Annotated in this window: 15 protein-coding genes and 3 pseudogenes; 13 read left to right on the forward strand and 5 right to left on the reverse strand. The window is 59.2% G+C overall.

The genetic code is table 11. The features are described 5' to 3' along the window. Positions 1–10: 10 nt before the first annotated feature. The 7 genes and pseudogenes from CWO89_RS12600 to CWO89_RS12640 all read left to right on the forward strand — a co-directional run bounded on the left by CWO89_RS12600 (position 11) and on the right by CWO89_RS12640 (position 5700). Complete coding sequence (locus CWO89_RS12600; RefSeq protein ID WP_130578924.1) at positions 11–745, forward strand: nitroreductase; 735 nt, start codon at positions 11–13, stop codon at positions 743–745. Next, positions 732–2273 carry an AMP-binding protein gene (locus CWO89_RS12605; RefSeq protein ID WP_130578925.1) on the forward strand — a complete coding sequence of 514 codons (1542 nt, stop codon included), beginning with the start codon at positions 732–734 and terminating at the stop codon, positions 2271–2273. The genes CWO89_RS12600 and CWO89_RS12605 overlap by 14 nt, the downstream gene beginning before the upstream one ends. Positions 2274–2294: 21 nt before the next feature. Then, entirely contained in the window at positions 2295–2687 is a 393-nt protein-coding gene (locus CWO89_RS12610) for a nuclear transport factor 2 family protein (protein ID WP_130578926.1), read from the forward strand. Between the two features lie 7 nt (positions 2688–2694). Continuing rightward, on the forward strand, positions 2695–3267 hold the full coding sequence (locus tag CWO89_RS12615; RefSeq protein ID WP_207234468.1) for a gamma carbonic anhydrase family protein: 573 nt from the start codon (positions 2695–2697) through the stop codon (positions 3265–3267). Positions 3268–3790: 523 nt separating this feature from the next. After that, a pseudogene (locus tag CWO89_RS47805) lies at positions 3791–4513 on the forward strand (ParB/RepB/Spo0J family partition protein); the annotation flags it as partial. A 106-nt stretch (positions 4514–4619) separates the two neighbouring features. Then, positions 4620–4799 (forward strand): annotated as a pseudogene (locus tag CWO89_RS49470) (AMP-binding protein); the annotation flags it as partial. A 439-nt stretch (positions 4800–5238) separates the two neighbouring features. Next, positions 5239–5700, forward strand: a complete 462-nt coding sequence (locus CWO89_RS12640) for a flavin reductase family protein (RefSeq protein ID WP_245476110.1) — start codon at positions 5239–5241, stop codon at positions 5698–5700. Positions 5701–5727: 27 nt separating this feature from the next. Here the strand turns inward: CWO89_RS12640 and CWO89_RS12645 are convergent, their stop codons facing one another. Beyond that, positions 5728–6525 (reverse strand): LysR family transcriptional regulator, encoded by a 798-nt coding sequence (locus CWO89_RS12645; RefSeq protein ID WP_283813530.1) that lies wholly within the window; start codon positions 6523–6525, stop codon positions 5728–5730. A 245-nt stretch (positions 6526–6770) separates the two neighbouring features. On the opposite strand from CWO89_RS12645, the gene CWO89_RS12650 reads away from it, so the two are divergent. From CWO89_RS12650 to CWO89_RS12665, 4 genes are read left to right on the forward strand one after another with little or no spacing between them, the layout of a single operon-like run. Beyond that, a complete protein-coding gene (locus tag CWO89_RS12650; protein WP_130578928.1) occupies positions 6771–7760 on the forward strand; it encodes an HpcH/HpaI aldolase/citrate lyase family protein in 990 nt (329 codons plus the stop codon). A gap of 5 nt (positions 7761–7765) precedes the next feature. Further along, positions 7766–8965 (forward strand): CaiB/BaiF CoA transferase family protein, encoded by a 1200-nt coding sequence (locus CWO89_RS12655; protein WP_130578929.1) that lies wholly within the window; start codon positions 7766–7768, stop codon positions 8963–8965. 40 nt (positions 8966–9005) lie between these two features. Further along, positions 9006–10379: an LLM class flavin-dependent oxidoreductase gene (locus CWO89_RS12660; RefSeq protein ID WP_130578930.1), complete on the forward strand. Its 1374-nt coding sequence runs from the start codon at positions 9006–9008 to the stop codon at positions 10377–10379. Between the two features lie 55 nt (positions 10380–10434). Then, positions 10435–11841 (forward strand): MFS transporter, encoded by a 1407-nt coding sequence (locus CWO89_RS12665; RefSeq protein ID WP_245476119.1) that lies wholly within the window; start codon positions 10435–10437, stop codon positions 11839–11841. Positions 11842–12151: 310 nt separating this feature from the next. On the opposite strand, the pseudogene CWO89_RS49475 reads toward CWO89_RS12665, so the two are convergent. Beyond that, a pseudogene (locus CWO89_RS49475) lies at positions 12152–12466 on the reverse strand (LysR substrate-binding domain-containing protein); the annotation flags it as partial. A gap of 355 nt (positions 12467–12821) precedes the next feature. Between CWO89_RS49475 and CWO89_RS12675 the strand changes: the two are divergent. After that, positions 12822–13592: a Crp/Fnr family transcriptional regulator gene (locus tag CWO89_RS12675; RefSeq protein ID WP_245476121.1), complete on the forward strand. Its 771-nt coding sequence runs from the start codon at positions 12822–12824 to the stop codon at positions 13590–13592. 234 nt (positions 13593–13826) lie between these two features. Here the strand turns inward: CWO89_RS12675 and CWO89_RS12680 are convergent, their stop codons facing one another. From CWO89_RS12680 to CWO89_RS12690, 3 genes are all read right to left on the reverse strand, one after another. Then, complete coding sequence (locus CWO89_RS12680; protein WP_130578932.1) at positions 13827–14489, reverse strand: DUF6884 domain-containing protein; 663 nt, start codon at positions 14487–14489, stop codon at positions 13827–13829. Continuing rightward, on the reverse strand, positions 14486–15193 hold the full coding sequence (locus CWO89_RS12685; RefSeq protein ID WP_130578933.1) for a GIY-YIG domain-containing protein: 708 nt from the start codon (positions 15191–15193) through the stop codon (positions 14486–14488). Before CWO89_RS12685 ends, CWO89_RS12680 begins: the two co-directional genes overlap by 4 nt. Positions 15194–15448: 255 nt before the next feature. Continuing rightward, complete coding sequence (locus CWO89_RS12690) at positions 15449–17032, reverse strand: recombinase family protein (RefSeq protein WP_130578934.1); 1584 nt, start codon at positions 17030–17032, stop codon at positions 15449–15451. 426 nt (positions 17033–17458) lie between these two features. Between CWO89_RS12690 and CWO89_RS46915 the strand changes: the two genes are divergently transcribed. Beyond that, positions 17459–17663 (forward strand): hypothetical protein (locus CWO89_RS46915; protein ID WP_207234470.1); only part of this gene is annotated, 205 nt, incomplete at its 3' end.

Consider the following 17663-nt stretch of genomic DNA (forward strand, 5'->3'; position numbering starts at 1 on the left):
GGATGACAAAATGAGCGTGATCGAATTATTGCGCCGACGGCGGTCGGTACGTGGCTTCCTTCCCAAGCCGGTGTCGAAGGAGCTCATTGTTGAACTGCTGCATGCGGCTGCCCGTTCGCCCAGCGGCACCAACATGCAACCATGGCGCGTCTATGTCCTGATGGGTCCGGCGAAAGATCGGCTCATTCGCGAAGTCTTGGCAAAACGGGAGCAGGAGCCTTTTCGGGAGAAGCCGCCGAAGCCGTTTGGCGAGTATGACTACAACCCCGAACCGCTGTTCGAGCCCTATCTGAGCCGCAGACGAACGGTTGGATTCGGGCTTTACCACTTGCTGGGGGTGGCAAGAGGCGACCGCGCGGCAAGCTGGGCGATCGCGGGGCGCAACTTCGAATTCTTTGGCGCGCCGGTCGGTCTCATTTTTACGATCGATCGATCGTTGCAGCATGGCAGTTGGCTCGACTACGGCATCTTCCTGCAATCGCTGATGCTTGCGGCCAGTGATGTCGGTCTCGACACCTGCGCCCAGGCCGCCTGGCGTCACTATCACGATATCATCCGCCCGCTCTGCAAAGTTCCAGACAATGAAATCGTCGTCTGCGGAATGTCGCTCGGCTATGGCGACAGGGACGCGCCTGCCAACGGGCTGGTAACCGAGCGGGAGCCGGTCGAAAATTTCGCAACATTCATTGACGTGGCCGAATTTCAACCGTCCGCGACCGAAGGCAACAGACATGCGCCTGTTTGATTTCTTTGACAAGCAAGCCGACCTCCGGCCGGAAGCGCCGGCGGTCATCTGCGAGGATAGGATCACGACCTATCGCGACCTCCAGGAGGATAGCCGGCGGATCGCCCAGGCGATGGATGCGACCGGCCTTGCGCCCGGCGCAAAGGTCGCCAGCTGGATTGCCAATGGTCCGTCGTTCTTCTCCGTGCAGCTCGGCATTCACCGTACGCCTCTTGTGTGGATGCCACTCAATCCCCGCGCCGTCGCATCTGAATGCGCGGCGAACATGAAGGCATTCGGCGCCGAGTGGCTGTTCGTCGACAGGCAGTTCGGCGCGCATATCGAGTTCTTGCGCCAGCAGGTGCCAAGTCTCAAAGGCATCGTCGTCGTGAACGGCAAGGTCTCCGGCCACCAAACGCTCGACAAGTTCTGCGGGCCATTCCCCGCGGAATCGCGCGACGTCGATATCGGTCCTCTCGATACGGTGACGCTCATATCCACCGGCGGATCCACCGGTCGCCCAAAAGGCGTGATGCGCGCCAGCGCAAACTGGATGACTCTGATTGCCAACTACCGGCTGAAACTGTTTGCCGGCACCCAGCCGGTTAATCTGGTCGTGACGCCGCTTTCGCATGTCGCAGGTGAAGTCGCCCACGCGGTGTTCGCCGAAGGCGGCGTAAACATCGTTTTGCCAAAGCCGACTCCGGACCTGATCCTCGAATCCATCGAGCGTCACAGGATCACAAGCCTGTTCGTTCCGCCGACGCTGCTTTACATGATGCTGGCAAGGCATGTTCCTGGAAAGCATGACTTCGGATCATTACGCCATCTTATGTATGGCGCAGCTCCCATCTCCATCGAGAAGTTGCGCGAGGCCTGGTCGGTATTCGGTCCTGTGATGACCCAGCTCTACGGTCTGATGGAAGCCACCAGCACGGTGTCCATCATGGGGCCGGAAGAGCATGCCGACGCGCTGCACTCGGGTCGCTTTGGCAGCATCGGACGGGGCAGCCCACTTGTCATGATCGATGTGCAGAACGACGACGGGCAGCCTGTGCCACCCGGCGACAAAGGTGAAGTGGTGTGCCGCGGGCCCAATCTCTGCACAGGATATCAGTCCAACACCCAAGCAACCGAGGCAGCCTTCCGCAACGGCTGGTTCCACACGGGGGACATCGGTTTCAAGGATGAGCAGGGCTATGTTCATCTTGTCGACCGCAGCAAGGACATCATCATCAGCGGCGGCTTCAACGTCTATCCGGGCGAGGTCGAGCAGGTCCTGTGGACCCATCCGGCGATCCAGGACTGCGCGGTCATCGGTATTCCGGATGAGAAATGGGGCGAGGCGGTCACTGCCGTGGTCGAGCTGAAGCCGGGAGCAAGTGTCGCGGAGAGGGAGCTGATTGCGCTGTGCAAGGATCAGCTTGGCAGCATCAGGACGCCAAAGAGCGTCGCGATATGGGATGCCCTGCCGCGAAGCAACGTCGGAAAGGTTCTCAAGAAGGATATCCGCGAGCATTACTGGAATGCCGCGCGTCGACTCATCTAACGCAAACAGGAGCGCAACATCGTGAGTGATAGCATGAAGATCGAACAACAAAAGCAGGCCGTGAGTGAGGTGATCGCGAAATACCTGACCGCGGTAAAGACGTGGGACGAGAAAGCGTTTCGCGAGACCTTCCATCCGAAAGCGAACATCCAACACTACTACGTGAAGGGCGACGAGATCAAAACCATAACCCTCGACGAGTTCGTCGGATCGATCGACTCATTGCACACCAAATACGACAATGCCGAAGAAAAAGCGCGCGAGATCGAGATCAGCATCGTGGACTACCTTGCAAGCGTAAGAGTGGCTTTCAGCTTCGTCATGGGACCTCGAACCCTCGATGGTCAGGATCTCTTCAATCTCGCCTTCTGCAAGGGCGAATGGAAGATCATCCATAAGAGCTACTATCTCTGAAAGGACCATGATGAACGTGAATCCTACACAGACAATCGCTTACCTCAGCTCTTCGATCTTCCGTCTGGGCGACGCGGAACCTGCAATAGATCCCTCCGCCTGGATCGCGCCGACGGCCGCGATCGTCGGTGACGTGCGGGTCGGTGCGGAAGCGGGCGTCTGGTTCCATTGTGTGTTGCGTGGTGACGCCAATTTCATCCAGATCGGGAAACGAACCAATATCCAGGACGGTACGGTCGTGCATGTCGATCCTGGAGAGTTCTGCACGATCATCGGAGACGACGTCACCATCGGACATGCCTGCATCATTCATGGCTGTAGGCTTGAGGATCAGGCATTTGTTGGAATGGGGGCTGTGGTCATGAACGGCGCCGTCATCGCACGCGGCGGCGTCCTCGGGGCCGGCGCCCTGCTTACGAGCGGACAGAAGATCGGGCCCGGCGAGTTGTGGACCGGCGCCCCTGCCAAGCTCCGTCGTGTGTTGAGTGAGCAAGAGCGGGAAGAGTTCGTGGCGAATGCGGCTCATTATGTCGGCAACGCCGCGAGCTTCCGGAGCGCACTGGCGGGGATCTGTTCCTGATGGCAGATTGGCATTCAAGCTAGGAGCTTGACTGAAGCCTCTTGGTGGCACGGGTTGCGTCACGTTCGCGGACCTAGTTTACAGGATTCAGCCCGTGCTCCGGCTTTGGCGCGTTGATTCATTGGTTACGCTGTGGCCGAGGGACGCGCTCAGGGGAGTACGGGATGTGAGCATTCGCGAATACGAAGTAAGTACCGAGTCTTGCAGATCGATAGTCTGCGACCGCCTGGAAACTCCGCTGGATTGCTTGGTCCGGCACAACGCGCCACTTGCGTTTTGATCCCTCCCGCCAGGGATTAAACGGACCGATCCGCCGAAATCCCGAACCGGACCGTGGCTCCGAAGCCAAGCCATCCGGCGTCACAGGCAACTCTCCACCAGTGAGCTCGCGGCGGGCGGGCACTGGTGGTACCATTTGTCCGAAGTCTCTCGTGACGGAGGCTCGACGCCGAGAAGTCGTTCACCGCGAGTCCCGGCCAGGCCGATTTCTACGTGGTGCAAACGCGCACGTCCGGCGCCAAGGATCGGTGAGGGCAGGCGGCTTGCACAGCTTCTGCGAGTGAAGCGGAAGGAGATCAAGAAGACCGAGCCGATCCGCTGCATCATCGACACTGCGAACGATCCGCACGAAATCAGCCTGGACGAGAACGTCACCCGGGAAAACATGTATCCCGCCGATCAGTTCGAGACCTTCAAGAAGCTGGCGGAAGAACCCGGCTTCGGCGCGGAGGAAATCGCCGCCCGCCTCGGCGTGACGGCGCATGTCGTGCGGCAACGCCTGGGGCTTGGCGCGGTCTCCCCGAAACTGATGCAGGTCTATCGCGATGGCGATCTGACCCTTGAACAATTGATGGCCTTTGCCATCACTGATGATCATCCCCGGCAGGAGAGCGTCTATGAGCGGCTATCTTATAACCGCGATGCCAGCACCATCCGCCGCCTGCTCACCGAAACGCATGTGGCCGCAACCGACCGCCGCGCGCGCTTTGTGGTGGAGGCCTACACGGAAGCGGGCGGCTCGATTCCGGGAGCGCTGATGACTGGGATCCGATCGGACCTGCCAGGCCAAATCACGGCGCAAATTACCGAGAACGTGTTTCATACTCCGACAGGACGACTTCTTTTTGTCCCGCAGGGAGCGCGACTAATAGGTACGTACGATAGCCAGGTCTCGTTCGGTCACCTCACGCAACGGTCGGGAGAGAACACGTGTTTGAGGACGTTGGCATTTGCCAGACCGATGTGATGAAAGGACGCCAATCGCTATGCAGAATACGAGTGCATCGTACTCAACGACAAGCGACTGACGTGGGCTCAATTCAATCGTGAGATAAACCGGGGTCGCCCATGCTCTTTTCCGGAGGGGGATCGGAAAACGTAACAAAGTGGCATTCTTGATACCGAACCCTCTTGAGACGCTGATCATATTCCTCGGAGTGCTCAAAGCCGGCGCCTGCATCGTACCGATAGGGCTAGCACTGTCGGCCAAGCAGATGGCGGATCGAAGCACCCGCGGGATGCAGCGTGATTGAGGCTGCCGTCCAGAACGGCATTCCAGGGATTGAAGCGATCTGCGGCGGTGCGTGTTCTTGAGGCACGTGCCACGTTTTCGTAGACAATGATTGAATCGGCCGTTGTCCGCCGGCTGGCGAAGCAAAACTCGCCCTGCTCGATTGTCTGAATGGACGAAAAGCGTCGAGCCGATCGGATGTCAGATGCGCCTGCAAGATGATTGCAGTGGTTTGATACTCCGACTGCCTGGTTAAATCGGCGGCCGGAAGGAGCTTGGTTAAGCGACGAAATCATCAGAAAATCTAAACGGTAAGTAAGATATTTGAATTTCTTAGATCGCCGCCGCCGATGTACGATCGGGGTCTCGCCTCATAAAACAGGAACACTTCGGTGGCTGGATCAATGACATCGACACACGCGCACCCAAAGCATGTCGAGCCCGCATCATATCGGTCTGCGATGCGTTATCATGCCGGCGCAGTTACAATCTTGTCCGCGGGCGATCGAGGTGGTCGAACTGGGCTCACGGCCACTTCGGTGTGCTCACTATCCGATGCGCCGCCGCGCCTGATTGCGTGTGTGAACCGTGCGGCGAGTGCCCACGCTTTGATTCGGCAGACGTCGGCCTTTGCCGTAAACTTCTTGAACGCCGGCCAGGCTGAGCTTGCCAATATTTTCGCAGGTCGTCGCGGCATCGAACGCGACGACCGCTTCAATGACGCCGATGGTTGGCTAACGCTAGTGACCGGGGCGCCAATTCTGAAAACTGCGCTCGTCGGTCTCGATTGCGAACTGGTCGATGAGCACGCTCACGAAACTCACTCGATCTTCGTCGGCGCGGTCCGCTCTGTCCATCTGCACGAAGATGACGCGCCGCTAGTGTACTTTGGTGGTTCCTTCCGCGAACTCGCGCCGCTCTAAACCAGCGAGACGTTCTGCGCGACCCGTTCAGGATTTCGCTTTGAGGAGACGATGAACAGTGGCCGCCAGCGCTCCAGCGGACGGCGAGAACGAGCGTCCCTTCAGGGAGACAATGCAGACCGTTCGCTCCAATGCTGGGTTCGTGATCGGCAGCGCCTGCATGTTTCTCTTCAGAGGGTGAGGCAAAGCGACCTTGGGCAGGATGCCGACACCCAGTCCCGCTGCGGCGAGCGCGCCAAGGGTGTGGCTATGCTCGACCTCGAATTTGATCGTCATATGGAGGCTGCGACCTGCCAATGCACGCTCGAGCATCGATCGCAGCGCTGCCGACTTTGAGTTTAGCAGGATCGGGTAGGTCGACAGTTCGGCGAGATCGACCGTGTGACGCTTGCGGAAGGGGTAAGCGTGGGTTGCCAGTGCATAGATCGGGTCCGTGAATAGCGGTGTAAACTGAAATTCGGTCGTGCCGTCCATCGCTGGTCCTATGCCGAAGTCGGTCTCTCTCCGCCGCAGACAGTCGAGCATGTCTTCCGCCGCAAGCTCACGGAGCGTGATGCTGATACCCGGATAACTCGACTGGAATTTACTCAAGACCTGAGGAAGTATCGTCGCCGCGATCGTCGGAACGCAAGCCAATGACAGTGTTCCGCGTTGGATGTCGATGGCCTCGCGGATCTCGCGCAAGCCGTGCTCCCACTCGCCGAGTGCGCGCTTCGCGTGCTCCAGAAGTTGAACGCCCTCGGCGGTCAATTCCACGTGCCGGGTTGTGCGATGAAGCAGGGCTACGCCGACCTGGTCCTCCAGCAGCTTGATTTGCATGCTCACCGCGGATTGTGATCAGTTGAGCTGCTCGGATGCTTGTCGGAAGCTCCTGTTCTCCGCTACCGCGATGAACATGTGAAGAAGCTTGAAGTTTATCTGCGACATCGACGACGGCCTCTTCGTGCAAGCGTGACCAATCGAAAAAGCTGAAGAGTAATTAAGATAATCTCGTTAGAATTATAAGTCCGGCACGTCTAGCATGTTTGGGTTGGCTGCGGGAGTCGCCGCCCTAATATGAAAGGTGCCCGATGTCGTTCACGACAACGAAGCCCCGAGCATGCCGTATTCAGCGGTCCGAACTCGCGGTTCCCGCTACTTCGACCCACTTCTTTGAGCGCGCTGCACGCAGTGCCGCCGACTTCATTTTTCTCGATCTGGAGGATGCGGTGGCTGCGGCGCGAAAGCCCGAGGCGCGCGAGATCGCGATTGACGCACTCAATCGTGTCGATTGGGGCGACAAGACGCTCGCAGTCCGGATCAACGGCCTCGACACTGAATGGGCCCATCGCGACATCATCGAGATCGTCGGTCGCTGTCCGCGTCTCGACCTAATCTTGGTGCCCAAGGTCGGCGCCGCGTTCGACGTACGCTTCGTCGATGCGCTGCTAACGGGACTGGAGCGAGAGCTATCCCGCAAAAGGCCGCTCGGGATCGAAATCCTGATCGAAACAACACTCGGGCTAAGCAATGTCGAGGACATCGTGCAGGCATCGGATCGGCTTGAGGCTGTGATCTTCGGCATCGGCGATTATTCGATCGATCTTCGAACATGCGGAGAAATCATCGGTTCTTCTGATCCAAGGTATGTGGTCCTCACCGACCCGGACGAGCGCAAGGTGCGCAATAAGCATTGGAACGACCAATGGCACTTCGCTCTTGCGCGGATCGCCAACGCCTGCCGTGCCCATGGCGTGCGAGCGATCGACGGTCCCTTTGCCAATTTTGGTGACGAGGAGGGCTTTCGCGCGAGCGCGGAGCGTGCGGCCGCGCTTGGCTTCGAGGGGAAGTGGGCAATCCATCCATCGCAACTGGACATCGCAAACGCCGTGTTCTCGCCGAGCCCACGCGAAGTCGAATGGGCGCATCAGATCGCGGCGAAGATCCAGTCCGCGAGTGCGGGCGGGGATGGGGCCTTCGGCCAGGGCGGCGTGCTGATCGATCTCGCGGTCCTGAAGCGGGCGCAGGCGATCATCGATCGCCAACAGGCAATTGCAGCGGCGAGCGGCAAGAATAGGTGAGCGCGATGTCACGCGATGCGCCGCTTGCTGGAGTCCGGGTTCTCGACATCGCGACGTTCGTCGCGGCCCCATTCTGCGGCACGGTCCTGTCCGATTTTGGCGCGGACGTCATCAAGATTGAGCAACCCGGCGCCGGCGATCCGCTCCGCAAGTTTGGGACACCGAGCGAGTGCGGAGACACCTACGTCTGGCTGAGCGAAGCCCGCAACAAGAGATCGGTTACGCTCGACCTGCGCAGCGAGCGGGGTGCAACCCTGTTCCGCGAGTTGGTTCGCCAGTCCGACGTTGTACTGGAGAATTTTCGGCCTGGCACCCTAGAGAAATGGGGGCTCGGCTTTGACGCCCTCAGTGAGATCAATCCGAAGCTCGTTATGCTGCGCATTAGCGCCTATGGGCAGGACGGGCCAAATCGCGACAAGCCGGGCTTCGCCAGGATCGCCCACGGCTTCAGTGGTTTGGCTTACCTCGCTGGCGAAGCGGGAAGACAGCCGGTCATGCCGGGCTCGACTTCGCTCGCCGATTACATTTCAGGTCTTTGGGGCGCCCTCGGTGTCCTAATCGCGCTGCGCCACGCGGCGGCTTCTGGTCGCGGGCAGATTGTCGATATCGGTCTCTACGAATCGGTGTTCCGCTTGCTCGACGAGATCGCGCCCGTCTTCGCAAAAACGGGTTTCGTTCGCGAGCGTCTTGGCGCCGACACAGTCAACGTCGTGCCACACAGCCATTATCGCACGTCGGATGGGAAGTGGGTGGCGCTGGCGTGCTCAAGCGACAAGATGTTCGAACGGCTGGCAGCGGCGATGCGGCGGCCGGAACTTGCGACCGATCCGTCCTATGCGACCATGGCCGGACGGCTGGCGCGCCGCGAAGACGTTAACCAGCTCGTGGCGGCTTGGATCGGCGGCATGCCACTGGAGGAGGCGCTTGCGGAATGCGAACACTACGAGGTGCCTTGCGGGCCGATCTACAGCATCAGCGAAATCTTCCAAGATCCACAATACCGCGCGCGCGGCAACATCACCGAGGTGCCCTCGCGCGCAGGGCCAATCGCCGTGCCATCCGCGATCCCGATGATGTCGCGAACACCCCCGCAGTTCAAGCATGCCGGCGTTGCGTTGGGCGCCCACACCGACGAAGTGCTGACGTCGCTCGCCGGCGCATCTGCGGCGATGCTCGCCGCCTTACGTGACGAAGGAGTGATCTGACGATGAACTCAATCTTCCGCCGCGATGAAAGAACGACCTCATGACCAGGCAGATGAAACTGATCGGCTTCCTGCAGGCTCAGAATTGCTCGAATTATCCGGCTTCTTGGCGTCATCCCGAGTCGAAGACCAATTGGTTCTCGCGCGAGTATTACGAGCGCATCGGGAGAACTCTCGAAGAAGGCAAGTTTCATCTAGCTTTCTTCGACGATCGCCTCGCGATCCCCGATCGCTTCGGCGATGACTTCCGGGAAACTATCCGTCATGGGGTACGTGCCGCCAAGCTAGACCCAGTCGCGGTCGCCCTGGCGATGGGTCTCGCGACCGAGCGGCTCGGTATCGGTGTGACCTATTCGACCACTTACTACGAGCCCTTTCATGTCGCGCGGGTATTCGCGACGATGGATTTGCTGCTCAACGGCCGCGCGGCATGGAATGTCGTCACGTCTCTGAACGATTCTGAGGCGGCAAACTTCGGTGCCTCGGAGCATCTCAGCCACGATCTCCGCTACGATCGTGCCGATGAATTCATGGAAGTCGTGCTTGGCCATTGGAATACGTGGGAAGACGACGCCGTGCGCTTCGACCGCGATTCCGGCGTGTTTGCGGATCCATCGAAAGTCCATCGGCTCGATCACCAGGGACGATTCTTCCGGTCGCGCGGACCGTTCACGGTACCGCGTTCCCAACAAGGACAGCCTGTGATCATTCAGGCGGGGCAGAGCGGTCGGGGTAAGACCTTTGCAGCCCGGTGGGGTGAGCTCATCTTTGTGATCTACCCCAATCTCGATATTGCCAAGAAGCAATATGCGGACTTGAAGGGAACACTCGCGAAGGCTGGCAGAGATGTCAGCATTGCTCCGGCGGTCTATCCCATAGTCGCCGAGACCCAGGCTGAAGCGGAGGACAAGTTTGCGGCGATCGACCGGTTGGCCAAACCCGTCGATGCGTTGACGCTCCTTTCGGAAGTGCTCAACTACGACTTTTCCTCCAAAGCAATGGAAGAGCCCTTCACATCGGAGGAGTTGCAGTCGATCAGCGGCTTGCAGGCAATCCGTGACCGCGTGATCAGTCTCAGCGGCAAGCCAAATCCGACTGCTCAAGACTTCGTCAAGTTCAGCGGCAGGGGCACGCTGTCCGAACTCCCAAGGTTCGTCGGGTCGGCGAAGTCGGTAGCCGACCAGATGGAGCAGTGGTTCTGCGGGGGAGGCTGTGACGGCTTCGTGGTCGCTGCCACACATGTTCCCGGCACCTACGAGGAGTTCGTGCGCCTAGTGGTTCCTGAGTTGCAGCGCCGCGGAATATTCCAACGTGAATACCAAAGCGAGACGCTGCGCGGCAATCTCGGCTTGCCACGCCCGCCGTGCGGGCGGCCGCGCGAGGTTGAAGAGAAGGCGCGGGCTTCGACAGGATGACGACGCAGATCGCGTCGTAGGACTTAAAAAAATAACAGATAGATGGGAGGTAGACGTGACCGTGAAGGGTGTCAACGCTGGTGGCCGACTCGACAGGCTGCCGATCGCGGGCTTTCACTATCGAATTTTCGCACTGATCGGAGCTGGATTGTTCGTAGACGGCTTCGAGATCTTCTTGGCTGGCAGCATTCTCGGCGCACTCGTCCAATCTGGCTGGTCGGACCTCGCGCACAACGCGCGCTTTATTTCCGCAACTTTCGTCGGCATGCTGATCGGCGCGTGGTTGGCAGGGCTCGCCGGCGATCGCTTCGGCCGAAAGTTCGCCTACCAGGCCAATCTTCTGATCTTCGGCCTCAGTGCCTTGGCTGCCACCTTGGCGCCTTCGATGGATTGGCTGATCGCAGCGCGCTTCGTGATGGGACTCGGCCTCGGTGCAGAGATCGTCGTCGGATATGTCGTTCTAAGCGAATTCATTCCGCCGCAGCAGCGCGGTCGATGGGGGGCGGCTCTCGCGACGTGCACGAACGGCGCACTCTTTGTGGCGACGCTGGTGGGTTGGGTGATTATTCCCCACCTCGGCTGGCGTTGGATGTTCGCACTGTGCGGGCTTGGCGCCATAGTAGTGTGGTTCCTGCGGCGCTCTCTGCCGGAGTCTCCGCGCTGGCTGGAAACGCAGGGCCGCAGCGCGGAAGCCGAAGCCGTGTTATCGGCAATCGAGCGTGAAGCCGCCAGGGGAGAGCCGCTGCCGACACCGCCTTATCAGCCCGCACCGGTCCAACCTGATGTTTGCTTTACCCGGCTGTTCTCGCGCGCGTTGATCGCTCGAACCGTCGTAGGTTGCTTTCTACTGATTGGGTTGAATACCGCTGTTTACGGATTTATCGCCTGGATTCCGACGTTTTTCGTCAAGCAAGGCATCAATCTATCGTCTTCGCTTGGCTACACCATGCTGATGACTCTCGGAAGCCCGTTCGGAACCCTAGCTGGGATGTGGATTGGCGAGAAAGTTGACCGCAGGCCATCGCTGATCGCTCTGTCTCTCGTCGCGGCGGGCCTCGGATTGATCTACCCAGTTTTCATCAACCCGACGGCGTTCGTCGTGATCGGCTTTCTGCTAGTTTTCACGGTGGCGGTGATGCTCGCGCTCGCCTGGGGACTATATATTCCCGAACTATTTCCGACCGAGCTCCGCATGCGAGGCTCGGGCATCTGCAATACCGCGGGACGCTTGATGTCGATCGTTACGCCCTTCATCGTAGTCGAATTGTTCACTCGGTTCGGCGTCGTCGGCGTAGTCGGCGTCGTGGCGGGGTTGTTAGTCTTGCAGGCAATCGTTGTCGCAGCGCTCGGCATCGAGACGCGCAAACGCTCCTTGGAGGACCTGCGGCCTGAGGCAATGAATCGCAAGGGAGACGAAATGAGGCCGAACGCTCAAAGCATTGCCGCAGGTGAGCAAATATAAGCCGCGGTGCGCACAGGCAACTGTTGACGGGCAAAATGGCCGTCTGTGCGGTGCGTGTCAGAGCCGAGCGTTTCCGCCAATGAGCCGCGGGCGGCAATCAAGTGTGTCGTCCGGGTGTGCAATGAAGCGTCGGCCGATCTGCGGCATTCAGGAAGCCCCGTGATGCCCATGCAGAAAGATCGTCCTTCCGTGAGCAGACGATCGAACAAGGTGGGTGATATCTACGAGGATCAGCGTTCTCGCATGACGCGTGGTATTTCCCGCGCAACCGTTCTGGCCGCGAGGGAAAGCGCGTTGCCACGCAGCGTCGCTAAGGCGAAAGTAATTGGCACGGAGGGGGCAGGGGAGTGGCGGCAAGTTGGCCGCTTTCCAATTCGGCTGCGCAGGCTAGTCGGGGCAAGATTGAATAGATCCCGAGCGTCGCAATAGTTTTCTTCATGAGATGTAGGCTGTCGATCTCAAAAAGAGGGCTCAACTTGACGCCCTCCTTCCTCGCCACTCGATTTATGATGTCACGCGGACTATGACGGGAGAATGCGAGTGCAAGCGGAAGTTCGCCAAAGCATCTACTCAATTGCCTCGTCAACGTGGCGGGAGATGCTGCGCATTGGCTATCCAGACTAGCTAGGCGCCGCGCCGCCGGAGGCTCACCGACCCGCTTTGACGGGCCTCCGCCGCGCGAATGTCAGTAGCGTTCGCCGCGGGCCGGAATTGGAACTGCTGCGTCACCCTGTCTGCTATGCTCTTTTTTCAGTTGCATCCGGCAGCCATTTGCATCAACCCCCTTCATGATACTGCGAGCAGAAAGCCCTTCTCGCGGCGAGAGTTTGGAAGTTGTTTTTTTGAGAGTGAAACTATCTCCTAAGTGAATTCAAATCGGTGCGCGTAGAGGAAGCAGATTTTAAACCTATGTTGAGATCACCATTCCGCGACGCCCCAAAGGGGGCACGCCGCGGATGCTTCGCTGCCGGTTCCCCGCAGTGAGGCCTTCCGTCGGAATTGGTAACCGCCTTCTTGCGACACTGCCTGCATCGGAGTTCGATCTACTGGGGCCCGAGCTCCAGAGGATCCCGCTCGATCAAGACACGGTCCTTTCGAGAGCGGGTGACGAGATCGAGTACATTTTCTTCCCTCATAGCGGTGCCATCTCGCTGATGATCGACATGGCGGACGGACGGACGGTTGCCACCGCCGCGGTTGGACGTGAGGGGGCAGTAGGCATGCTTTCGGTGCTCGGGCCGTCACCGTCGGCCGCTACCGCGGTCGTACATGCGGCAGGCACCGCCACGCGGATCCCTGCATCGCGATTTCACGCCGCTTTCAACCGCAGCCCTGTGATCCGGCACGCGGTCCAGAAATACACTAGAGTGATGCTGGTACAGTTCCAGCTCGGCTCGGCCTGCAACGCGCTGCACCCGGTCGAGGCCCGCATGGCTCGCTGGCTGCTCCAGCTTCGCGATCGCATTGACCACGACGTACTGCCGCTCACCCAGCAGGCGCTTTCGCAAATACTCGGTGTACGACGAACGACCGTGACGCTCCTGATGCGCAATCTGCGCGAGCGCGGGGCGATAAGGTCTGATCAACGAGGCCGAATCGAGATCGACCGACCACGGCTCGCGGCGGCGGCGTGCGAATGCCACGACACCATGCGTCTCGAAGTCGAGGACATCTTCTCGGCCCGATCTCGTCCGGCGATTCTGGCTGATGATCATCGCATCTCAGGATTTGATTCGGACGAGGCTATGTGAGGGCGTTTCGGCCCTCGACCGACCATTATCGCCGCTTACAGAGTAAGAGAGAGCGTTAAGGGCGAAGGCAACGATCAGCCCAATGTCGGCTGCGGGTCAAGATGAGAAGAACTCAGGGTGAGCAAATCTGGTCCGCCTTGCCTCAGGGAGCAGACCTCAATGAGGCGTCCCGCCACGTCGCTGATAGGCCACCAGGGGAAGTTAAGAGACCGAGGCGAAGGAGTCCTAGGGCTCTCAGCCGATTGCGTGATCGAGCGCTCCCGACAAGAATGCATCAATGCATTCGTAGTGCCAGTTTGTCCGCGTCGTCGTTTGGAACCTGATGGCGCGTCCGCCGTCGATCTGCGGCGCCTGCACCGAATTGAAAAACACGATCCGCTCAGACCGGGCATTGCCAGTTAGACGCGCAAACAGCGGCAGGTAGTTGTTGCCGCCGAAGAACAAGATCGGTTCTTGCTCATCCCGCGTCAACATGGAGAGATCGTTATAGCGATCGGCGTTGCGTCTCCTCTTGTATGGGGCTGCCTGCGCCGAGAAAGTGATGTCGTAAGAAGGCGTGAGGAACGTCGCGGCGATGAGCCCCCATCCCGCCGACAGAATGTACAGCTTCTGCGTTCCCACCTTTTTCTCGAGTCTGCGGTACGCTTCATTCTGATAGAGCTCGAAGGCAGGCAGCAGCCCGAGCGGGTTGCGGCCCGAACTTTTGTTGTACGCGAGAAGTTCGTCTCGCCACGATCTTCCGCCCTCTGTGATCTCATCAGGCCTCGCATAGAGCACGCCGTCTTGGGTAGGCGCTGCAGACGGATCGGCGACGAACAGCACGCGCCTCCCGTCACGCGTTTCGAGACACCCCGCGTCCGGCCTTTTTCCCGCCGCGCACTGAATGACGACGATCACGCGCGCTGCCCCATCGCGAGCACATGCGCGTCAAGGCAGTCGAGAAACCCCGGATCGTATCTTTCATCGACATGGTTGGAGTTCCACAGTCCCGACTTCCTAACCTTCTCTCTGTCGCAGCAGTGCCCGAGCCAGCCAAGCGATGGTGGATCGACACACTCCTTCCGATAGTTGCTGAGGAGCGCAATTGCATTTCGCTCGATGTAACCGCGCAGACTATCGGGGCCAGGATCGTCGTCCACTTCGATCCAGATGCACGGCATCTTGCGGATGAACTGGCTTACCTTGGATTCTAGCGGGACTTCGCCCGCCCGTATGTCGGCGCTCGCAGTGCTCCCGACACCCCAGCTGCCGCAAACATGACCGTCTCGTGCCATGAATGCCGTCCCGACAATCAGGCGAAAGATCGAGCCGCGGTGATTGCCGCCACCAGTACGCACGCGTCCCCGATGCTGCGAAAGGCGCGTCCAGAGCTTTGTCGAGGACGCGGGGTTGAGCGCATGCGTGCCGACCCGAACGATCCGCGGGCCGCTGCCGGTGTCCGACCGGATTTCCCCGTCCTCCATAAAGAAATAGACCCCGCGCCGCGGCCAATTGAGCCTGCCCGCCAAGTCGCCAAGCAGTCGCGGTCCGCCAAGGCTTTTCAGAAGTCTTTCGATCGCGGAATAAAACCTCTGCAGATCGGCGCTGCGCTGCGAATCCATCCTTAGTCCTACGGCAGGTCTTTGCTTGCCGTAAAATGCACCCCGTAGGGGTTTTGTCAAACCAGACAGTTCTTATCGATTATTCGCTCTGCCGCGCCTTCCAGCTTTCGACCGCAAGGGGTCAAGATGAGAAGAACTCAAGGTGAGCAAATTTGGTCCGCCTTGCCTCAGGGAGCAGACCTCAATGAGGCGTCTCGCCACTTCGCTGATGGGCCAAAACCAGACAATTGCGACAAGCTTCGCAGGGCATCGTCATTATGTCGATATGGCCGCAACTTTCGTCATGACGGCCCGCAAAACGTCATCCAGGGTTGGGTAGCGATAGGCTGCGAACCGAGAGCGCGAAGTTGACGTGAGACTGATCCGCTCCTGGGCCATTTCACTTAAGGGTAACAGAAAGTAATCCCTTACCTCTCTGTTAGATTCCTCGTCTAATCTTAGCGCCAGAATAAGTCCGGCTGGCTCTACGACCCGCCGATGAACCAGCCAACAGGGCGCGTGGCGCGGCGCAACGTAATAGCGCGCCATGCGCAGCGAAATGGCGAGCCTGCCGCCAACCGTCATCACTTTGGTTCCCGAATCGAAAACTGCGGCCGCGCCAAGCGCCCGAACGCGCATGGCAAAAAGCGATGCCTGCCTGGACACCTCAGCGTCAGATTTTTGGCGCGCGTCGAGGTAATCGAAATCGCGCTCTGAGTTGACATAGCCGACAAGGCGGAAGGCTTCCCGCAGGCTGCCGAAGCGGTATGCATACAGGGCAGCACTCGGCATTGTGTCCATCGCTGCCATGATAGAGACGCTCAGCTTCCCATTCACCCCCAGCGCCTCCCGCAGCTTCTTCAAGAGTTGCTCATCCGAGAGCCTGACATATTGCTCTTTCAGCAACTCTTGAGCTTTGAGGAAAATACTCTTGTCCACAATTGGCTCGAACAGGCCCGTAGCTCTCACCCATAGCTCTGGCGGGTTCTTCTTCATCACCTGCTTGAGCCGAAACGACTTACGATTATAGACGCTATTGCCGATGTAGGCCTCGTTGCCGAGGATGTTGCGGATCATCGCTTCGGACCACGGCGTTCCCCGATGGTTGGGCACCTGTTCGTTATTGAGCAATCGTGCGATTGACGCTTGGGATCTGCGGTGAACCACGTACTCCCGAAATATTTGGGCGACAACTCGTTGCTCTCGTTCCGGCCCGGGCCGGACCAGGACCCGGTCCGTCTGCAGATGCTTGCGCTGGCCTTTGCTTAAGATGATTCCTCTCGAGCTCCGATCTTCATCGACCAACTCGCGCTGGAGTCCGTAGCCAATGGCACCGCCCTGCTTGAATCCGAGGCTGGCTACGCGGCAAGCGCCGGCGTGGACCTTTACCGAAAGCTCTCTTGAATATTCGGCCGCCATCACCCGCTTAAGATTCTTCACAATGCTAGCGATGACGCTGCCATCGTTGTCGAACTCCTCAGCGCAGTAGCAAACCTTGATCCCTGCCTGACGGCAGATGAATTCGTAATAGGCGCTTTCATCGACGTCCTGGAATCTCCCCCAGCGACTCACGTCATAGACAAGGATATGGTCAAAGTCCGCCCGACCGTTGTGCACGTCGTCAATCAGCTCAATCAACCCTTCACGGCGGTGAATACGAAGGCCACTCCGGCCCTCGTCCGCGTAGGTGCGAATGATCACAAGATTGTGCTGCGCGGCATACACGGCGATGGCGGCAGCCTGGTTTTGCGTCGAATAGCGCTGATGGTCCGTTGACATCCGGACGTATTGGGCGGCGCGCCCGGCGCTTGTCGGCAACAACAGATCGGACCGGGGGCGAACGATCAACGCGTTGGCCATGTCGTGCCTCCGCTACACTAAGCATGAATCGTCTTTCGATCTTGGCCTCGCTATCCCTTCACGCAGGGAGTTGTTCACGACCAATCCGAGAGAAGCTATTTATGCCGCCATCCATTCTTCATTCCTAAAATATCACAGGAAGGACGATCCGCATCACACGATCATATTTCGCTTGATGTCCGCTATGGGTCAAAAGTTCCGGCGGTCGGCCTACCGTCTCCGCTTTACCTCCGGAAGCTGACAGTTTGAAAGCCGCGGTGGACTTCGCATTTGGGCCAACACCGGACATACAGTCCCGACGAGGGAATCAAAGTGCCCCATCAAGGAAGGTCAGCACCAATGATCTATCGTCGCGTTGCTTCAGTTTAGCGAGTGCTGGGGCAAGGACCGCATGGGAGCCGAGATGCTCCCACCGGGACCTCCATCATGTTACCGCCGATCTCGACGACCGCGATTCCAGCTGCGCCTAATTGCAATGAAGCGTATGCTCGATTTCACACGCCAAGTCAGTTTCGCTCGAACTTCACGGAGGCGGACATGGGTGCGGCGTGGAAGGTGGACGCGATTCGTACCGTGATCACCGAGGCGACGCTCAAAGATCGCGAAGACGGTCGGGAGCTCCGTCGCCAGG

The organism is Bradyrhizobium sp. Leo170, assembly GCF_004296405.1.
Classification (GTDB): domain Bacteria; phylum Pseudomonadota; class Alphaproteobacteria; order Rhizobiales; family Xanthobacteraceae; genus Bradyrhizobium.

Excerpts from the sequence above, each read along its gene's own strand:
- CWO89_RS12690 (WP_130578934.1), bottom strand. The coding sequence starts at position 17,032 with ATGGCCAACGCGTTGATCGTTCGCCCCCGGTCCGATCTGTTGTTGCCG.
- CWO89_RS12660 (WP_130578930.1), top strand. The coding sequence starts at position 9,006 with ATGACCAGGCAGATGAAACTGATCGGCTTCCTGCAGGCTCAGAATTGC.
- CWO89_RS12605 (WP_130578925.1), top strand. The coding sequence starts at position 732 with ATGCGCCTGTTTGATTTCTTTGACAAGCAAGCCGACCTCCGGCCGGAA.
- CWO89_RS12640 (WP_245476110.1), top strand. The coding sequence starts at position 5,239 with ATGCGTTATCATGCCGGCGCAGTTACAATCTTGTCCGCGGGCGATCGA.
- CWO89_RS12685 (WP_130578933.1), bottom strand. The coding sequence starts at position 15,193 with ATGGATTCGCAGCGCAGCGCCGATCTGCAGAGGTTTTATTCCGCGATC.
- CWO89_RS12655 (WP_130578929.1), top strand. The coding sequence starts at position 7,766 with ATGTCACGCGATGCGCCGCTTGCTGGAGTCCGGGTTCTCGACATCGCG.
- CWO89_RS12650 (WP_130578928.1), top strand. The coding sequence starts at position 6,771 with ATGTCGTTCACGACAACGAAGCCCCGAGCATGCCGTATTCAGCGGTCC.
- CWO89_RS12615 (WP_207234468.1), top strand. The coding sequence starts at position 2,695 with ATGATGAACGTGAATCCTACACAGACAATCGCTTACCTCAGCTCTTCG.
- CWO89_RS12600 (WP_130578924.1), top strand. The coding sequence starts at position 11 with ATGAGCGTGATCGAATTATTGCGCCGACGGCGGTCGGTACGTGGCTTC.